The 16,372-nt window shown below is 60.1% G+C and carries 16 protein-coding genes; 5 read left to right on the forward strand and 11 right to left on the reverse strand.

Features of this window, described 5'->3' with window-relative positions:
* The first annotated feature begins 15 nt into the window (after positions 1-15).
* Positions 16-1,134 carry an elongation factor P maturation arginine rhamnosyltransferase EarP gene (gene earP, locus QZ190_RS15425; RefSeq protein ID WP_291918017.1) on the forward strand — a complete coding sequence of 373 codons (1,119 nt, stop codon included), beginning with the start codon at positions 16-18 and terminating at the stop codon, positions 1,132-1,134.
* On the opposite strand, the gene QZ190_RS15430 is transcribed toward earP, so the two are convergent.
* The 3 genes from QZ190_RS15430 to QZ190_RS15440 form a co-directional block, all read right to left on the reverse strand.
* On the reverse strand, positions 1,041-2,177 hold the full coding sequence (locus QZ190_RS15430) for a hypothetical protein (RefSeq protein ID WP_291918020.1): 1,137 nt from the start codon (positions 2,175-2,177) through the stop codon (positions 1,041-1,043). The two genes, earP and QZ190_RS15430, sit on opposite strands and share 94 nt — an antisense overlap.
* 169 nt (positions 2,178-2,346) lie before the next feature.
* A complete protein-coding gene (locus QZ190_RS15435; protein WP_291918023.1) occupies positions 2,347-3,024 on the reverse strand; it encodes a hypothetical protein in 678 nt (225 codons plus the stop codon).
* A complete protein-coding gene (locus QZ190_RS15440) occupies positions 3,008-3,793 on the reverse strand; it encodes a DUF5677 domain-containing protein (RefSeq protein ID WP_291918026.1) in 786 nt (261 codons plus the stop codon). Before QZ190_RS15440 ends, QZ190_RS15435 begins: the two co-directional genes overlap by 17 nt.
* A 359-nt stretch (positions 3,794-4,152) precedes the next feature.
* Between QZ190_RS15440 and QZ190_RS15445 the strand changes: the two genes are divergently transcribed.
* From QZ190_RS15445 to QZ190_RS15460, 4 genes are all read left to right on the forward strand, one after another.
* Positions 4,153-4,635 (forward strand): YeeE/YedE thiosulfate transporter family protein, encoded by a 483-nt coding sequence (locus QZ190_RS15445; RefSeq protein WP_291918029.1) that lies wholly within the window; start codon positions 4,153-4,155, stop codon positions 4,633-4,635.
* Positions 4,632-5,066 carry a DUF6691 family protein gene (locus QZ190_RS15450; RefSeq protein ID WP_291918031.1) on the forward strand — a complete coding sequence of 145 codons (435 nt, stop codon included), beginning with the start codon at positions 4,632-4,634 and terminating at the stop codon, positions 5,064-5,066. The genes QZ190_RS15445 and QZ190_RS15450 overlap by 4 nt, the downstream gene beginning before the upstream one ends.
* Before the next feature lie 94 nt (positions 5,067-5,160).
* Positions 5,161-5,715 carry an elongation factor P gene (gene efp, locus QZ190_RS15455; protein WP_062404128.1) on the forward strand — a complete coding sequence of 185 codons (555 nt, stop codon included), beginning with the start codon at positions 5,161-5,163 and terminating at the stop codon, positions 5,713-5,715.
* Positions 5,716-5,804: 89 nt separating this feature from the next.
* Complete coding sequence (locus QZ190_RS15460) at positions 5,805-6,677, forward strand: TIGR00730 family Rossman fold protein (RefSeq protein ID WP_291918038.1); 873 nt, start codon at positions 5,805-5,807, stop codon at positions 6,675-6,677.
* On the opposite strand, the gene QZ190_RS15465 is transcribed toward QZ190_RS15460, so the two are convergent.
* The 8 genes from QZ190_RS15465 to QZ190_RS15500 form a co-directional block, all read right to left on the reverse strand.
* Positions 6,674-7,837, reverse strand: a complete 1,164-nt coding sequence (locus QZ190_RS15465; RefSeq protein ID WP_291918040.1) for an MFS transporter — start codon at positions 7,835-7,837, stop codon at positions 6,674-6,676. The two genes, QZ190_RS15460 and QZ190_RS15465, sit on opposite strands and share 4 nt — an antisense overlap.
* Positions 7,838-7,884: 47 nt before the next feature.
* Positions 7,885-9,306, reverse strand: a complete 1,422-nt coding sequence (locus tag QZ190_RS15470) for a DNA recombination protein RmuC (RefSeq protein WP_291918042.1) — start codon at positions 9,304-9,306, stop codon at positions 7,885-7,887.
* Positions 9,303-10,289 carry a D-glycerate dehydrogenase gene (locus tag QZ190_RS15475; protein ID WP_291918045.1) on the reverse strand — a complete coding sequence of 329 codons (987 nt, stop codon included), beginning with the start codon at positions 10,287-10,289 and terminating at the stop codon, positions 9,303-9,305. The genes QZ190_RS15470 and QZ190_RS15475 overlap by 4 nt, the downstream gene beginning before the upstream one ends.
* On the reverse strand, positions 10,289-11,710 hold the full coding sequence (locus QZ190_RS15480) for a sodium:proton antiporter (RefSeq protein WP_291918048.1): 1,422 nt from the start codon (positions 11,708-11,710) through the stop codon (positions 10,289-10,291). The genes QZ190_RS15475 and QZ190_RS15480 overlap by 1 nt, the downstream gene beginning before the upstream one ends.
* 52 nt (positions 11,711-11,762) lie before the next feature.
* Positions 11,763-12,947: a nicotinate phosphoribosyltransferase gene (gene pncB, locus QZ190_RS15485; protein ID WP_291918051.1), complete on the reverse strand. Its 1,185-nt coding sequence runs from the start codon at positions 12,945-12,947 to the stop codon at positions 11,763-11,765.
* 78 nt (positions 12,948-13,025) lie between these two features.
* A complete protein-coding gene (locus QZ190_RS15490) occupies positions 13,026-13,676 on the reverse strand; it encodes an ABC transporter ATP-binding protein (RefSeq protein ID WP_291918054.1) in 651 nt (216 codons plus the stop codon).
* The gene (locus tag QZ190_RS15495) at positions 13,669-14,496 is read right to left on the reverse strand and encodes an ABC transporter ATP-binding protein (protein WP_291918056.1); all 828 of its coding nucleotides are present in this window, start codon (positions 14,494-14,496) and stop codon (positions 13,669-13,671) included. The genes QZ190_RS15490 and QZ190_RS15495 overlap by 8 nt, the downstream gene beginning before the upstream one ends.
* Entirely contained in the window at positions 14,493-16,361 is a 1,869-nt protein-coding gene (locus tag QZ190_RS15500; protein WP_291918058.1) for an ABC transporter permease, read from the reverse strand. The genes QZ190_RS15495 and QZ190_RS15500 overlap by 4 nt, the downstream gene beginning before the upstream one ends.
* Positions 16,362-16,372: the final 11 nt, after the last annotated feature.

A 16,372-nucleotide genomic window follows, 5' to 3' on the forward strand; every position in this document is an offset into this window, starting at 1 on the left:
AGCGACAATCGCCGCATGCAAACTGGCCAACTCTGGGACATCTTCTGCACCGTCATCGACAACCACGGCGACCTGGGCGTGTGCTGGCGCCTGACGCGCCAGTTGCGCGACGCGGGCCAGCGCGTGCGCCTGTGGGTGGACGACGCCTCGGCCCTGGCCTGGATGGCCCCCACCGCCCACCAGGACCCTGGCATTGAAGTGCGCCCGTGGGCCGATGCCAGCCAAGCCAGCACCCTGCAAGCGCTGCCCCCGGCCGATGTGTGGGTCGAAGCCTTTGGCTGCACCTTGCCCGAAGCCTTTGTGGCGCATGGTGTAGCCACCCGAGCGCAACAACCTTGGTGGATCAACCTCGAATACCTGAGCGCCGAAGACTGGGTGCCCCGCATGCACCAGCTGCCCTCGCCCATCATGAGCGGCCCGGCCAAGGGCTGGAGCAAGACCTTCTTTTATCCGGGCTTCACAGAGGACACGGGCGGCCTGCTGCGCGAAACCGACCTGCTGGAGCGCCAGCAAAACTTTGACCTTGTCAAACGTTCGGCCTGGCGTCAACAACACGCCCCCAACCTGCCCCCGAACGGCCTGCTGATCAGCCTGTTCTGCTACGAACCCGCCGCCCTAACCCAGCTGCTGGGCCAACTGGTGGGCACACCCCACCACCTGCTCGTCACCCCCAGCCGCCCGCTGGCGGCGGTACTGCAAGCCCTTAAAGGCATGTCCGCTCACCCCAGCTGGAGCGCCCTGCCCTACACCGACCAAAACGGCTTTGACGAGATGCTCTGGGCCTGCGACCTGAACTTTGTGCGCGGCGAAGACTCGCTGGTGCGCGCCCTGTGGGCGGGCCAACCCTTCATCTGGCACATCTACCCACAAGACGACAACGCCCACCATGCCAAGCTGGAGGCGTTTCTGGATTGGATGCAGGCCCCGGAAAGCTTGCGCAAGGCGCATCGGGTTTGGAATGGAATGGAAGCTAGTGAATGGCCTGCGCTCAATGCCGAAACGCTGGAGATTTGGAGCCAGAACACCCAAACCAGGCGTCATCAACTTTCTGGGCAAACTGATTTGGTAACGCAACTCATCGCATGCGTTGCCATGAGTGACTCAAGCGCAGATGCTACGGTTCCGACGACTTGATGGCGATCTCGAAGCTGTCGTGCTATTTGCTCGAAGCACTGATCAAGATTCTTGAGATCACGGTCGGTGAACGTGATCGTCTGAATCCCAAACTTTTCAAAGTATGCGGTGCGTTTTGCCATTTCTTTCTCCCAGGCGTTGGCGAGTTCTTCATTGATCGCGACCTGCGTCTTGGCTTTGGCACCTGTGATATTGATGTGTGTGGAAGCTGGACTGAACTCGAATCCTATGAACTGAGAGGTATGACCATTTAAGACCGTAAAGTCGAGACGGTATTCATGACGTTTCTCCTTTCCAAGGTACCTCAGCTCGGGAATGAGAAACGGCTCCTCAGCTGGATTGCCTGAGCGAAGTAGATAGTCTACGTACCTGTCGCATATGCCCTGCTCGTACAGAGAGTTTGAAACACGCTTCAGTACACTTCGATAGAAGACACAGAAGTCATCCAAGTTTCCAAAACGGACCGGCTCTTTCGACGTTGGATCAATTAGACCAGTTGCCAGGATGTGGCCAACGGTCCAATAGTTGTAGGCTTCACGCCGCATCTGGCTCTTGTCATTTGTCCATTCGCCATTTCTACGAGCTGGGGCGATGACGACGCCCCATACGAGGTTGCCTGCACCAAACCAAAGGCTCCACAGGTCATCGTTCGGCTTGGCGCGAATTCGCTCCCGAAAATTCCGGTAGAAGTTCCGTTTTAGGAAGTTCATCGTATAGGAGCCAAGCAGATCGTCCTGCAAACACATCAGGACCATTTCCTCACTCAAAGGTCGGCCGTTGTAGCCCTTCTTGCCAGCGGCTCGGAGCTTCGACAACTGCGCACTCAGTCCCTGGATCCAGCGAGCAATGAAGTCATCGGGACTTGGGAACTGTGTCCGAACGGAGTCAACGAAGACATTGTTGTTCTTTCCAATGTGTGCATGAAGGACGTGCACAGATGAACTTCCAGAGAAACGCTCGAAGCGTTTCAGCGCTTCGGGTTGGTGTTCCAGTATCCAAGCGTCCAGCTCTTGCAGAACAGTTTCGAGCTCTTGTGGTGTCATCTTCGTTGGCGGGGAAAAACTGGTGGATTGAGCGGCCTAACGTTCGAGCTAACCTTGAGATAACGGCGTGACGTAAAGCCCGCGCCACAGATAATGCACACCTGCTCTGTGGCGCGAGCTTTGTGGCATGCCGTTGGCTCTCAGGTTGAGCGAGGGGTTAGGCATCGCTTCACCTTCGGCCTTTGCCCGCTTGTTGTGGCGATGGAGTAGTGAATTGAAGCGGGTCTAGCTTGTATAGGTCATCGATGGGGTGCGACTGCGCTTCGGCAAGTACCTCGGCTTGGCATTGCTCGATTTCAGTTGTAAGGGATTTCAGGAATTCACGGGCCAGTCTTCCGAGTTGCTCGACGCCGTGCTTATCATGCGCAATATGCCGTCCGGAAAGTGTGGCTGTTCCAAGAACCAATCGCGGTTCTGTCAACGGATCTGATAGCGCTAGACCAACTAATGTTTCTTCAAATGGATTGACGGAGTGAGCGGCTAGTTTGTCCCGCAGATCTTTGTAGTATTTGTGTACAAGGATCGGGTCGCCTGGTAGGTGAGATATGCGTTGCGGATCAAGAATTGCTCGCTTGCCTGTTGCAAAGCATCTCGCGTATCGCACAAGCGATGCTGTTGACAAAGCATCTATGAGAACGCTGTCAGCGGTAGGATCTTCGAGGCATTTGACCAATCGTTGGCAGATCTCGTCAGTGGAACGAAGGTCAGCCGCGATCGAGAGAAGGTCAGCATACTTCCGAGAAGCGTTGGAGACGTATTTGACTATGGGAAGTGAGCCGTCTAATTCAGCGGCAGCTGAAAGCTGTCCGCTGGAATGAAGGGTTTTGCGATTAGTATGACCCGTCATGGACACGCCTGTATTTTTCGTAAAGTACGTAGGCCTTTTTCAAATTGAATTCAGCGGCTCGAGAAAGAGCCATTGCTGAAACCATGGCTGAACCCGCAACGGCATCGAGCAGGGCGATATGATGTGATTTCTCAACGATAGAGCGTTGAGGCTCTTTTAGTTTTGCTCTTGCTCGCATTGCTCCTAGCCCCATTTCGTCGGCGTGGATCAAATGACTTGATAGTCCGTAGGTGTGGGCAAAACTAGTAAAAGGCGCCATTTTGAAGTCGGCTTCAAATCGCTCATCAAGTTGAACCATCATTCGTGTAAAGCCCCATTTAGACTCGACTTCCTTGAGCTTTTTTTTGGGTACTTTTGCGAGTAACTCGGAGAGTTGCTTTTCTGAAAGTACCAGCGACTTTAGGCTTGGATGCGCTTCCGTATCTGTCCCGGAAATTGATTTGCAGGCTTTGTCGTGCAGTTTCAATGCATTGATGATTCCGAGTATTTCCTCATACTCGTGACACGCTACCGCCCGATCTGCCTTGGACTGAAAGCAAAGAAAGCAAATTTTTACACATGATTCCAGCAATGGGCGAACAAGGATTTGCGCATCCCATAGCGCATCTATTTTAAGCAGCTCAATAATTGCGTTGCTGCGATTCGCGATGAAATTGAACTGATCACTACATATCGCTACGAGCTTTTCTTCCGAGGGCTGAAAGTGTTCAGCTGTTTCAATAAATACATCTGCACACTCATTCTGAAAGCGCGCAAACCGATCGATCATTGATATCAGTGATGACTTATGCATAACGTGATATAGACCGCAAAACCCGGTTGATACATCCGGGCCGAGCCAATACATTCTTTTGATAAATAGGCTGAAAACCGCATTGAACAAGGCCTTCGCCCCACATGCCTGACTTTTTGTACAGATAGAAATTCACCATGAAACCCGGCTCTCCTTGTTGGCCATCCGCTGGTCTTCGTCGATCTTTGCGGAAAGAAACTATAACCTTATTACCCACATTTCCACGAGTCACTTCCTAGCAAGATAAAAAAATTGAGGGCACCCCTGAACCCCGGAGCCTTCAAGCTGGATGTCCGCAAAATTGACCCGATCCGCGTGCCCGATAATCCCGACCCATGACTCTGATTGACACCCTCTTCCCCCTCGGCTGGCAGCACTACCTGCTGGGCGGCCTCACCATTGGCGCTGGCGTGGCGCTGCTGTATTTGTTCAACGGCTGGGTCGGCGGCATGAGTTCCGTCTTTTCCAGCAGTTGGTCTTTTGTGTCCAAACGGGCGTTTTTTCAGCAGGCGCGCTTTGTCAGCACCCGCAACTGGCGGCTGGTTTACGCGCTGGGCGTGGTGCTGGGGGCGCTGGTTTGGCGGTTCACGCTGGCCGGCGGCGAGGCGCAGCACACCAGCGTGCCCGCCTGGCAGCTGCTGGTGGGCGGCTTTTTGGTGGGCTACGGCGCGCGTTTGGGCAATGGCTGCACATCCGGTCACGGCATTTGTGGCCTCGGCTCCTTGCAACTGCCTTCGCTGGGCGCGGTGCTCACCTTCATGGCCACCGCTTTCATGACCGCCAACCTGATGGCCATCTTCACGAAAGGCCTGGCATGAACCCGCTGAACCCCCACACACTTTCTCTGCCCAAGGCGCTGGTCACCTTGGTCGCCGGGGCCCTGTTTGGCTTTGGCTTGTCGCTGGCCACCATGGTTCAGCCCGACGTGGTTTTGAGCTTTTTGCGCTTTCAGGACTGGGGCTTGATGCTGGTCATGGGCGGCGCAGCGGGCTTGGCCATGCTGGCTTACAAAGGTTTTCCGCGCTGGCTGGGTCGCCCCTTGCTGGGTGGTCAGTTCCTCAAGCAACCGGCCAGCTGGAACCGCCAGACGGTAATCGGTTCGGCCATTTTTGGCGTGGGCTGGGGTTTGAGCGGGGTGTGCCCCGGCCCGGCCATTGCAGCTTTGGGCACGGGCAACACCGACATCCTGTGGGCTTTGGGGGGCATTGTGCTGGGTGCACTGGCCCATGGGCTCACTGCGCGGGACTGAGCGCCCGCAAGGGCCCTCGGCCTTAGCAGGCCCCACAGGTTAGAATAATGGGCTTGGCTTCAAGCCACCCCCTTTCATTTCAGACTCAATTCCTATGAAAACCGCTCAAGAAATCCGCGTCGGCAACGTCATCATGCACGGCAAAGACCCCATGGTCGTCCTGCGCACCGAATACCAACGCGGTGGCCGCGGCTCTTCCACTGTGCGCATGAAGCTCAAGAGCTTGATCGCCAACTTCGGCACCGAAGTCGTGTTCCGCGCCGACGACAAGATGGACCAGGTCATTCTGGACAAAAAAGAGTGCACCTACTCTTACTTCGCTGACCCGATGTACGTTTGCATGGACACCGACTTCAACCAGTACGAAGTCGAAGCCACCAACATGGGCGACGCCCTGAACTACCTCGAAGACGGCATGGAACTCGAAGTGGTGTTCTACAACGAAAAAGCCATCTCGGTCGAATTGCCCACCAGCGTGGTGCGCGAGATCACCTGGACAGAGCCCGCCGTCAAAGGCGACACCTCCGGCAAAGTGCTCAAGCCCGCCAAGATCGCCACCGGCATGGAAGTGCCAGTGCCTTTGTTCGTGAGCCAAGGCGACAAGATCGAAATCGACACACGCACTGGCGAATACCGCAAGCGCGTCTGATCTTCCGGTCAAGCCCCCCCGAGAAAGCCCCGCAAGGGGCTTTTTTCATGGGCGCTTTAGTGTCATGCGGCCGATGCACAATGATCCCCATGCAAAGCACTCAAAACCTCAAAGAACCTTCTCTCCCTCATGCTTGGGCCGACTTGCAGGCCGAGGCCAAAAGCAGCGACTGGCTGGAGCCCGAGGCGCACCGCCTGGCCTTTGCCGACCCCGAGTTTTTGCTGCGCCGCGAAACCCGGGGCATCCGCTTTCAGCTGGAAATGCTCAAACCCGACCTGGCCCAGGCCGAAGCGGGCATCGAGCACACGGTGGTGGTGTTTGGCAGTGCCCGCTTTGTGGACCGGGCAGCCGCCCAAGCCCAACTGCTGATCGCGCAGCAAAGCGGCCTGGCGCAAGGCATCGCCAAAGCGCAAGCCTTGGTGCGCAACGCCGAGCATTACGAGAACGCCCGCGTCTTTGCGCAAATGGTGTCTAGGGCCTGCTCTTGCCTGCCCGAGGATGAAAAGCTGTTCATCTGCACCGGCGGCGGCCCCGGCATCATGGAGGCGGCCAACCGGGGCGCACAAGAGGCCGGCGCACCTTCGGTGGCGCTCAACATCGCCCTGCCCCACGAGCAACACCCCAACCCCTATGTCACGCCCGAGCTGAGCTTCAAGTTCCATTACTTTGCGCTGCGCAAAATGCACTTCATGATGCGCGCCAAAGCCTTGGTGGCGTTTCCGGGTGGCTTTGGCACGCTCGACGAGTTGTTTGAGGTGATGACCTTGGTGCAAACGCGCAAAGCCCGCCCTGTACCGATCTTGCTGTTTGGCACCGCCTTCTGGAAAGGCCTGATCAACATGGATGTGCTGATTGAAGAGGGCACGATCTCGCCGAGTGACCTCCAGCTTTTCCACTACGTGGACACACCCGAAGCCGCCTGGCAGGCGATTTGCAAGTTTTACCAGCTGAAGGTGGATTAAGCGGGCCGCAGCCGCCAGGCTGCGCGCGAACCCAAGCCCACCGCAGCCCCGACCACCCAAAACACCGGGGCCACACCCGCCACCGCCCCTGCGGCACCAAACAACATGGGCATGAGCACGCTGGAGCCATTGATCGTCATCAGGCGCAGGCCCAGCGCCTCTCCCTGGCGGTGCTGGGGGGTGATCTGGTGCAAGGTGCTCATGATCATGGGCTGCACCGCACCCAGCGCCAGACCCAGCAAAACCGAGCACAGCCCCATGCTCCAGGGCGTGGGCATGAAGGGGTACAAGCCAAACAGCACCCCGGTGCAGACCATGGCCCCGGTGATGATCTGGTACTCGTGCACATGGCGCGACAGCCAAGGCAAACACACCCGAATGAAGGCCGCCGAGATGGCGAATGCGCCCAAGATGGTGCCCACCACCGAGGCGCTGTAACCGCGCTCGTGGCCGAGCACCGGCACCACAAAGGTGTGCACATCCCAGCACGAAGACAGCAACCAATTGACCCCCAACAAGCGCCGCATCAGCGGCTCGGCCAACAGGTCCAGGGCGCGACGCGGCCCCGCATGTTCAGGCGCCGGTGGCGTGGGCAACTCGGTCACCCGCCGCACCCAAAACCAGGTGCTCAAAGGCAACACAGCCATCAGCAAAAAGGCCCAGCGAAAACCGGTTTCATGCGCCGGAGCAGGCCCGGCAAAATCGATCAGCAAACCCGCCAGCACCGGCCCCAGAAAATTGGACACGGCCGGACCGATGGACAACCAGCTGAAAGCGGCCTTCAATTCGGCCGGGGTTTGGGCCATGCGGCCCACATGCCGCTGCAGCGCAATCACGGCCATGCCCGTGGCGCCGCCCGTGGCCAGTGCGCTCAAGCACATGACCGGAAAAATCGGCCAGATCACCGACAGCGACGCACCGCTAGAGGCCAGTGCCACGCTGATGAGGATGGGTTTTTTCAGGCCCTTGCGGTCGGCGTAGCGCCCGGCAGGCAGTGCAAAAAACACCTGTGTGATGGCAAACAAGGCCAGCAAAGCGCCCACGGCCAGGGCGCTGAAGCCTTGCTGCAAGGCCAGCAAAGGCATGGCCATGCGCATGCCCGCCATGCAGGCATGCAAAAACACCTGCCCGGCAATCAGGCGTGCAAGTTCACTTTGCATGGCCCACCCGCTGGTGTTGGCGGCGTGTTCGCCATGGCCCGTTCATGTCAGGCATGGCCGCCCGCATCGGTTCCGGGCAAAAGGGCCTGGGCCTCGGCTTCGGGTAAGGCGTCGACCTGCCTCAAGGCCCGGTTCATCACGTTGCTGCGGGTCTGGGCTTGGTCGAGCGTGTTGAGCACGGTTTGGGTCTGGTTGCGCACTTTGTCGAGCACGTCGCCAAACTTGCCAAACTCGGTCTTGACCGCGCCCAGCACTTGCCAGACTTCGCTGGAGCGCTTTTCCAGCGCCAAGGTTCTGAAGCCCATTTGCAGGGCGTTGAGCATGGCCATCAGGTTGGTGGGGCCCGCCAGCGTGACGCGGTGGTCGCGCTGCAGGGTTTCCATCAGGCCTGGGCGGCGCAAGACTTCGGCGTAAAGGCCTTCGGTAGGCAAGAACATGACTGCAAAGTCGGTGGTGTGCGGCGGCTCCAGGTACTTTTCAGCAATCGACTTGGCTTCGAGCTTGATGCGCGTCTCCAGGGCCTTGGCGCACAGCTCGGCCTGCACCGGGTCGGCGCGGCCTTGGGCTTCGAGCAGGCGCTCGTAGTCTTCGTTGGGGAACTTCGCGTCAATGGGCAACCACACGGGCTGGCCGCTGTCGGATCGGCCGGGCAGGCGAATCGCAAAGTCCACCCGGTTTTTGTCGCCGGGGCGCGTGGCCACTTGCACCGCGTATTGCTCGGGCGTGAGCACCTGCTCGAGCAACGAGGCCAGTTGCGCCTCGCCAAACATGCCGCGTGTCTTCACGTTGGTCAGCAGGTGCTTGAGATCGCCCACGCCTTGCGCCAAAGTATTCATCTCACCCAGGCCCTTGTGCACCTGCTCCAGGCGCTCGGCCACTTGTTTGAAGCTCTCGCCCAAGCGAGCTTGCAAGGTGGCTTGCAACTTTTCGTCCACGGTCTGGCGCATTTCATCGAGCTTGGCGGCATTGCTTTGCTGCAGCTGCGACAGCTGGGTTTCCATGGTGCCGCGCATTTCGGTCAGGCGGCGGGCATTCGCCTCAGACAGCGCATTGACCTGCTGAGCCAGGCTGTCGGTCAGGCTTTTTTGCAGCAAGGCCAGTTGCTGGGCCAGCGCGTCGATTTGCTGGTTTTGCGTTCGGGTGGCCTCGGCGCTTTGCTGCAGCAGCGATTGCTGGAACAGCGTGAGGGTTTGCATGGCCTCTTGTCGGCCTTGCACGCCCGACTGGGCGATCTCGGTGCGCAGCTCGCGCTCGAGCCGCTCGCTCTGGGTCTGAACGGCTGTGAACTGTTGGTGCTGCCAGGCGGTTTGCTCGGCCATTTTTTCGGCCATTTGCACAGCACTTTGCTCGGCCAACAATTGAGCAATCTGCTCAGCCTGCGCACTGGCCGAGTTGCCGCCGCGCAGCAGCAACCAGACCAAGAGCAGCAGGTTCAGTCCGCCCAAGACCAGCAAGGCCCATTCACTCATGCGGCTTGACCTGGCAAGGTGTTCAGAGGCGTCAAGGCCTGGCCCCGCGTCAAATAAGCCACCAGGTTGTCGGCCGCGAGTTGGGCCATGGCCTTGCGGGTCTTGACCGTGCTGCTGGCAATGTGCGGCGTGAGCACCACGTTGGGCACGGTCAGCAAATCAGGGTGCACAACAGGCTCTCCTTCAAACACATCCAGACCGGCTGCCGCGATTTGCCCTGCAGCCAAAGCTTTGGCCAGCGCCGCGTCGTCCACAATGCCGCCGCGCGCGATGTTGACCAACGTGGCGGTGGGCTTCATCTGCGCCAGTTCGGCCGCGCCGATGGTGTGGTGTGACTCGGCGCTGTAGGGCACGACCAGCATGACGTGGTCAGCGGTCTGCAGCAGCTCTGGCTTGGACACATAAGTGGCCTTGCACTGGGCTTCGAGCTCGGCGCTCAGGCGGCTGCGGTTGTGATAAATCACGTTCATGCCAAAGCCGTGGGCTGCGCGGCGGGCAATGCCCTGACCGATGCGGCCCATGCCGATGATGCCGATGGTCGATCCATGCACCTCGGCTCCGGCAAACATGTCGTAGCTCCACTTTTTCCACAAACCGGCACGCAAATAGTGCTCGCTCTCGGTCACACGGCGGGCCGTGGCCATGAGCAGCGCAAAGCCAAAATCGGCCGTGGTTTCGGTCAGCACATCGGGCGTGTTGCTGGCCTGCACACCCGCAGCGGTCATGGCGGGCACGTCAAAGTTGTTGAAGCCCACGGCCATGTTGGCCACGATTTTGAGTTGGGGGTTGGCCTGCAGCAGCGCCGCGTCGATGCGCTCGCTGCCGGTGGTGAGCGCCCCCACTTTGCCTTGCATGCGGCGCGTCAGCTCTGCGGCAGACCAGACCTCATCGGCCTGGTTGCTCTCGACTTCAAACACCTGCGACAAAGACTGCAGGACCTCGGGGAAGATGGCGCGGGCCACCAAAATGGAAGGTTTGGACATCATTGGAACCAGATGAAACTCATGACAACGAACAACGGAATCAGGACAGCGCCCGACCACAACATGTAACCAAAGAAGCTGGGCATTTTCACACCACGGTCTTCGGCGATGGCCTTGACCATCAGGTTGGGCGCATTGCCGATGTAGGTGTTGGCACCCATGAACACTGCACCGGCCGAAATGGCAGCCAAGGTCGGGGCCAAGGTGGTCATCAGCACCTGCGGGTCACCGCCTGCGGTGTTGAAGAACACCAGATAAGTGGGGGCGTTGTCAAGGAATGAACTCAATGCGCCCGTGATCCAGAAGTACATCATCACATCAGGGCTGCCATCGGGTTGGGTCACCGCCTGAACCACTGCGCCGAATGGGCCGTTCACACCCGCCTTGAGCATGGCAATGACCGGGATGATGGTCAGGAAAATGCCCGCGAACAATTTGGCCACTTCGGCCATGGGGCCCCAGCCAAATTGGTTGTCTTCGTGCACTTTGGCGGGGGTGATTTTGAGTGACACAAAGGTCACCACCAACAGACCCAGATCGCGCAAAACGCCGGGCAAGCCCACTTCGGTGCCGTAGATGTTGAAAGACACGGGCGACTTCCAGAAACCGCTCATCAACACCAAGCCGACCACCGCTGCGAGCAACCAGAAGTTGATGGCCCCGTCAAAACCAATCGATTTGGAATCGGGTGTTGGGTCTTGCGGCAACAGCTCTTCACGGCGGTAGTACCAGGAGTCGAGCACAAAGAAGATGGTCAGCAAGCTGCCCACGAGGAACAGGGTCTCAGGGAAGATGGTTTTGATGGTCCAGAAGAAGTCAACGCCCTTCAAGAAACCCAAAAACAAGGGCGGGTCGCCCAGAGGCGTCAAAGAGCCGCCTGCGTTGGAGACAATGAAGATGAAAAACACCACCACATGCGCCACATGCTTGCGGTTGTCGTTGGCGCGGATGAGCGGCCGGATGAGCAACATCGAGGCACCCGTGGTGCCCATGAAGCTGGCCAAAAACGCACCAATGGCCAGGATGGCGGTGTTCAGCCCCGGGCTGCCGTGCAAGTTGCCACGGATGAAAATGCCACCCGACACGGTGAACAAGGCCGTGAGCAAGATGATGAAGGGAATGTATTCGGCAAACAGGGCGTGAACCGCGTTCACGCCGGCTGCAGCCGGTCCAAAGACGAGGGCAAATGGCAGCAAAAACGCCAGGCCCCAAGCCGCAGCCACCTTGCCGTAATGGTGGTGCCAAAAGTGAGGCACCAGCAAGGGCATCAAGGCGATCGACAACAAAATGCCTGCAAAAGGCACCCCCCACAAAACAGACAGCTGAGCGCCATCAAAATCGGCGGCCCAAGCCCCGCCTGACATGGCCAACAGCGCTGGCAAGGCCAGCCAAGCGGTCCATCGTGTCCCCAAAATCTTCATGGTACGCATCTCCAGTGGAATCAAACAAATCGTCAAAATGAAAGGACCCGCCTCAGGTGCCAGGTGCCACTTCAAACACCTGGCGCAGATAGGCCAAGTATTTCTCATCGTCACACATGCCCTTGCCCGGCGAGTCAGACAGCTTGGCCACAGGCTGGCCGTTGCAACGGGTCATCTTGATGACGATTTGCAGCGGCTCGTAACCCAAGTCGTTTGTGAGGTTGGTGCCCACACCAAAGGCCAACTGGCAGCGCCCCCGGAACTGCTCGAACAGCTCGATGGTGCGGGGAATGGTCAGGCCGTCACTGAAGATCAGCGTCTTGGTTTTGGGGTCCACCCGGTTGTGCTGGTAGTGCGCGATCATGCGCTCGGCCCAGCTGAACGGGTCACCGCTGTCGTGGCGTGCGCCGTCAAACAGCTTGCAAAAATACAGGTCAAAGTCACGCAAGAAAGCATTGAAGCCGTACACATCGCTCAGCGCAATGCCCAGGTCGCCCCGGTACTCTTTGGCCCAGGACTCGAAGGCAAAAATCTGGCTGTCGCGCAAGCGCGGCCCCAAAGCCTGACAGGCCTGCAGGTACTCGTGCGCCATGGTGCCCAGCGGCGTCAAGCCCAGCAAATAGGCGTAGTACACATTGCTGGTGCCGGCCAACTGGCCACTGGGGCCGGTGCCCAAACGCGCAGACAAGACACGCAGCACCTCTTCGTGCCAGGCGCGGGAAAAACGCCGGCGTGTGCCGTAATCGGCGATCTTGAGGGTTTCGAGGTCAGGGGACTGCAGCTGGGCGATCTTGGTGTCCAGGCGGCGGCGGCCCTCCATCAGGTCGGGCACTTTCTGGGTGTTGCGGAAGAACACCTCGTTGACGATGGCCAGCACCGGGATCTCGAACAAAATCGTGTGCAGCCAGGGACCCTGGATGGTGATGTCGATCTCACCCGATGGCAAAGGCGTGACTTCAATGTACTTTTCATTGAGCTTGAACAAGCCTAGAAAATCGACAAAGTCGCTCTTGATGAAGCGCATGGAGCGCAGATACTGCAACTCCCCTTCCTTGAAAGTCAGGCTGCACAGCGAGCGAATCTCTTCTCGAATCTCTTTGACAAACGGGGCCAAAGGCACGCCCGGGTTGCGGCACTTGAACTTGTATTCGACCTGCGCCCCCGGAAACTGGTGCAGCACGACCTGCATCATGGTGAATTTGTACAGGTCGGTGTCGAGCAGGCTGGTGATGATCATGGTGTGTTGTCTCTGGCGGCTGGAGCCGCTCGTTGTTGTGGGGCAGTGTAAGGGATGCCTAAGCCCGTCAAGCGCGGCTCATGCCGCCGAGTCCATGCGCCCGCTGGTCAGCACCAGCACCCGCTGCGCATGCTGGGCCAGGATGTTGTTTTGCTCGGCCACCAGCATGGCCACGCCTTCGCGGGCCAGCTGCAGCAGCGCGTCGCGCATGGCCGCCACCAGCACCGGGGCAATGCCCTCGCAAGGCTCGTCCAGCAGCAAGAGGCGCGGGCCGGTCATGAGGGTGCGGGCCAGCGCCAGCATTTGCTGCTCGCCCCCGCTCATTTGGCTGGCCGAGCGGTGCAGCATGGTTTGCAGCTGGGGGAACAAAGCCATCACGCGCTCAAAGCGCTGCGCGGGCGAGGCCTGAGCGCTAGAACCCGAGGATGCGGCGATCCACAGGTTTTCCTTGACCGACAAGCCGGTGAACAAACGCCGGTCCTCGGCCACAAAACCCAAGCCCGCACGGGCGCGTCGGTGCGCGGGCCAGGTTTGGATAGGTTCGTTTTGCCAGGTGATGCGGCCTTGCGCCCGGGGGCCAATGCCGATCAGGCTTTGCAGCAGGGTGGATTTGCCCGCGCCATTCAGCCCTTGAATGACGACCAACTCGCCCTCGCCCACCGATAAACTCACGTCGAACAAAGCCTGGGCTTGGCCATACCAGGCGTTCAGGCCTTCAACCTTAAGCATCGCGCAGGCCTTTCGCATCGGTATTCACGTTGGCGTTCAGATCGAAATCCATCCCCAGGTAGCGCTCGCGCACCTGCGGGTCTTGCGCCACCGCTTCGGGCAAGCCGTCGGCCACCAAGCGGCCTTGCATCAGCACCAGCACCCTGTCTGCCACGCCAAACACGGCGTCCATGTTGTGTTCGGTGTAGAGCACCGTCACGCCTTGCGAGGCCACCTGGCGCACCAGCGCCATCATGTCGGCCCGTTCGGCCAGAGCGAGACCGGCAGCGGGCTCGTCCAGCAGCAGCAATGACTGCGCTGCATGGGCGTCCTGACCGGGCATGGTTTCGGGCAAACCCGCCAGCGCCATGGCCAGCTCAAGGCGTTTTTTGGCGCCGTAAGGCAAATCGGCCACGGTGGCGTGGGCCTGGGCTTGCAAGCCCGCTTGCACGGCCAGCCGCAGCGCCCGCTCGGGCTGACGGCGGTCCAGCCGGTCCCACCAGGCCAGTGGCGCTGCACCGCGCAGCACCAGCTGGATGTTTTGCAGCACCGTGAGCGCCTCAAAGGTTTGCGCCACCTGAAAGGTGCGGGCCACGCCCAGGCGCTGACGCTCTGCGGGCGGCTTGCCCAACAGCGACTGGCCTTGCCACAGCACCTCACCCGCGGTGGGCACCTGCTGGCCAGCCAGACAGGCAAAACAGGTCGACTTGCCCGCGCCGTTGGGGCCGATCAGGGCCACACACTGGCCCGCAGGCACAGAGAAGTCCACGCCGTCCAGCGCCCGCACGCCGCCAAAATGTTTGGCCAGACCGCTGACCTGCAAAACTGTTTGAAGGCTCATGCGCGGCCCCTCTTGGAAGCAAAGCGGGCCAACAGCATCTGCAGCCCACCCAGCATGCCACTGGGGGCCAGCACCATCACGAGCATGATCACCAGGCCCAAAACACCGCGCCAATAATCCAGGCCCTGCCCCAGCTCGGCCCCGCCCCAGACCAAGAGCGCACTGCCCACGGCCGAGCCCCACAGCTGGTGCACGCCGCCCAGCAAGATGACCAGCAAGGCATCGACCGACATGGCGACGGAGGCCACCGACGGAAACACCGCGCCTTTGAACGCGGCCCACAAGCCCCCGGCCAGGCCTGCCAAAGTGGCGCTGGCCACAAACACCTGGTAGCGCAAAGCCTGCACTGGCAAACCGCTGGCCGCTGCGCGCAACGGCGCGTCCCGCACAGCCTGCAAAGCCGCGCCTCGGCTGGAGCGGGCCACGCGGGCCATGCCCGCCAAAGCCCAAAGCATGAAGACACCCAGCGCCGCGTCCCACAGTGCACGCGACTCGGGGGCGATCAAACGCAGGCCGATCAGGCCGTTGTCGCCCCCCGTGAGCCCCACCCACTGCGTGGCTCCTGCCCAAATCATTTGCGCCAGTGCCAGCGACAGCATGGCCAGGTACACCCCGCTGCTGCGCACCACCAAAGCGCCAAAGACCAAAGCCACGGCCAATGCCAGCGCCATGCCCGAGGCCAAAGCGCCGAACAGGCCTACACCCCAATGCAGGTGCGACAGCGCCGCGCCATAAGCGCCCAGCGCAAAAAACGCCGCATGGCCAAAACTGACCAGGCCGCCCAAAGCCATCATCCACTGCAGGCTCAGGCCAAACAGCATCATCACCATCACGTCTTCGGCCAGGCTGCGGCCGTAATCGCCCTGCCCCCAGGCCAGCAGCGTCAAGCCCACAAAGACCGCCACAAACAGGGCCCGGCCCCAGCCCGCCACAGGCCACAGCGCAAACACCGGCACGCTTTCGCGCTGCTCGGCATGCACCGCCGACCCGGCCAAACCCTGCGGCCGCCAGACCAACACCACGGCCATGGTCAAAAACACCAGCACCAAAGTCGCTTGCGGGAAAAAACTCAGGCCCAAAGCGTGGATCACGCCAATGAGCACCGCCGCTGCGAACGCTCCGCCAATGCTGCCCAAGCCCCCTGTGACCACCACCACAAAGGTCTCGACCACCACGTTCACGTCCATCTGCAAGTGCGCAGGCTCGCGCGGCAATTGCAGCGCCCCGGCCAAGCCCGCCAAGCCGCAGCCCAGCATCACCACGCCCAGCATGAGCGGCGCGGGGTTCACGCCCAGGGCGCCCAGCATCTCGCGGTCTTGCGTGGCGGCTTTCACGCGCTGGCCCCACAGCGTGCGCGTGAGCAAGAGGTGCAAGCCCAGCCAGACCAAGGGGCCCAGCGCCAAAGTAAACAATTGCCAGGTCGGGAAATACGACTCGCCCAACTGAATGGCGCCCTTGAGGCCCGGAAAGCGCGGCGCAAACACCTCTTCAGGGCCAAAAAACCAGCGCATCGCGTCGTGCAGCGCCAGCGTCAGGCCGAAGGTGGCCACCAGTTGGTAGAGCTGCGGCGCGTGGCGCATGCGCTTGAGCAGCAAGACTTCGGTCACGGCCCCCAGCAAGGCGGCCACGCAAGCGCCCATCAAGATCACCGCGCCATAGCCCCAAGCGGTGTCCGCCATGTCGGGCCACCAGTTCGTCACCGCGTGCGCCGACCACAACGCGCCCAGCATGAAGAAGCTGCCGTGCGCGAAATTGACGATCCGGGTCACGCCAAAAATCAGCGTCAACCCGGAGGCCATCAAAAACAAAGTGGTGGCGTGGCTCAGGCCATTGAGCAGTTGCAGCGCCAGTGCTTCGAATCCCATAGCTTTGGAAT

Source organism: Limnohabitans sp. (assembly GCF_017848645.1).
Taxonomy (GTDB): Bacteria; Pseudomonadota; Gammaproteobacteria; order Burkholderiales; family Burkholderiaceae_C; genus Limnohabitans_A.

Bases quoted from the DNA above. Each gene is read 5' to 3' on its own strand.
- earP (WP_291918017.1), top strand. From the start codon at position 16: ATGCAAACTGGCCAACTCTGGGACATCTTCTGCACCGTCATCGACAAC.
- QZ190_RS15430 (WP_291918020.1), bottom strand. From the start codon at position 2,177: ATGACACCACAAGAGCTCGAAACTGTTCTGCAAGAGCTGGACGCTTGG.
- QZ190_RS15435 (WP_291918023.1), bottom strand. From the start codon at position 3,024: ATGACGGGTCATACTAATCGCAAAACCCTTCATTCCAGCGGACAGCTT.
- QZ190_RS15440 (WP_291918026.1), bottom strand. From the start codon at position 3,793: ATGATCGATCGGTTTGCGCGCTTTCAGAATGAGTGTGCAGATGTATTT.
- QZ190_RS15445 (WP_291918029.1), top strand. From the start codon at position 4,153: ATGACTCTGATTGACACCCTCTTCCCCCTCGGCTGGCAGCACTACCTG.
- QZ190_RS15450 (WP_291918031.1), top strand. From the start codon at position 4,632: ATGAACCCGCTGAACCCCCACACACTTTCTCTGCCCAAGGCGCTGGTC.
- efp (WP_062404128.1), top strand. From the start codon at position 5,161: ATGAAAACCGCTCAAGAAATCCGCGTCGGCAACGTCATCATGCACGGC.
- QZ190_RS15460 (WP_291918038.1), top strand. From the start codon at position 5,805: ATGCAAAGCACTCAAAACCTCAAAGAACCTTCTCTCCCTCATGCTTGG.
- QZ190_RS15465 (WP_291918040.1), bottom strand. From the start codon at position 7,837: ATGCAAAGTGAACTTGCACGCCTGATTGCCGGGCAGGTGTTTTTGCAT.
- QZ190_RS15470 (WP_291918042.1), bottom strand. From the start codon at position 9,306: ATGAGTGAATGGGCCTTGCTGGTCTTGGGCGGACTGAACCTGCTGCTC.
- QZ190_RS15475 (WP_291918045.1), bottom strand. From the start codon at position 10,289: ATGTCCAAACCTTCCATTTTGGTGGCCCGCGCCATCTTCCCCGAGGTC.
- QZ190_RS15480 (WP_291918048.1), bottom strand. From the start codon at position 11,710: ATGAAGATTTTGGGGACACGATGGACCGCTTGGCTGGCCTTGCCAGCG.
- pncB (WP_291918051.1), bottom strand. From the start codon at position 12,947: ATGATCATCACCAGCCTGCTCGACACCGACCTGTACAAATTCACCATG.
- QZ190_RS15490 (WP_291918054.1), bottom strand. From the start codon at position 13,676: ATGCTTAAGGTTGAAGGCCTGAACGCCTGGTATGGCCAAGCCCAGGCT.
- QZ190_RS15495 (WP_291918056.1), bottom strand. From the start codon at position 14,496: ATGAGCCTTCAAACAGTTTTGCAGGTCAGCGGTCTGGCCAAACATTTT.
- QZ190_RS15500 (WP_291918058.1), bottom strand. From the start codon at position 16,361: ATGGGATTCGAAGCACTGGCGCTGCAACTGCTCAATGGCCTGAGCCAC.